This is a genomic window from Pseudomonas schmalbachii (assembly GCF_017589465.1).
GTDB classification, from domain to species: domain Bacteria; phylum Pseudomonadota; class Gammaproteobacteria; order Pseudomonadales; family Pseudomonadaceae; genus Pseudomonas; species Pseudomonas schmalbachii.
Window position 1 is genome coordinate 1 of the sequence record NZ_JAELYA010000028.1, and the last position, 335, is coordinate 335.

The 335-nt window shown below is 55.8% G+C and carries 1 tRNA gene and 1 rRNA gene; both read right to left on the reverse strand.

Annotated elements, in window-relative coordinates:
* Positions 1–44: 44 nt before the first annotated feature.
* Positions 45–121, reverse strand: a tRNA-Ile gene (locus JFY56_RS24195).
* A 150-nt stretch (positions 122–271) separates the two neighbouring features.
* Positions 272–335: ribosomal RNA gene (locus JFY56_RS24200) — 16S ribosomal RNA — on the reverse strand; the annotation flags it as partial.

Below are 335 nucleotides of genomic sequence, written 5' to 3' on the forward strand. Positions count from 1 at the left end.
AGCTGAGCTATGGCCCCATCGGATCAGCAGCACACCACAACAATTGGTGGGTCTGGGCAGATTCGAACTGCCGACCTCACCCTTATCAGGGGTGCGCTCTAACCAACTGAGCTACAGACCCAATCGTTCGGGCTTAGCAGGTCGTCGACCTCACCCGCTCTCTCTCCAAGAGCCGGGGGCGCGCTCACACCAACCGAGCAGCAAACCTATCGTCTAACCAGTGAATCAAGCAATTCGTGTGGGAGCTTATGAATAAGCTGCGATCTTCGATTAAGGAGGTGATCCAGCCGCAGGTTCCCCTACGGCTACCTTGTTACGACTTCACCCCAGTCATG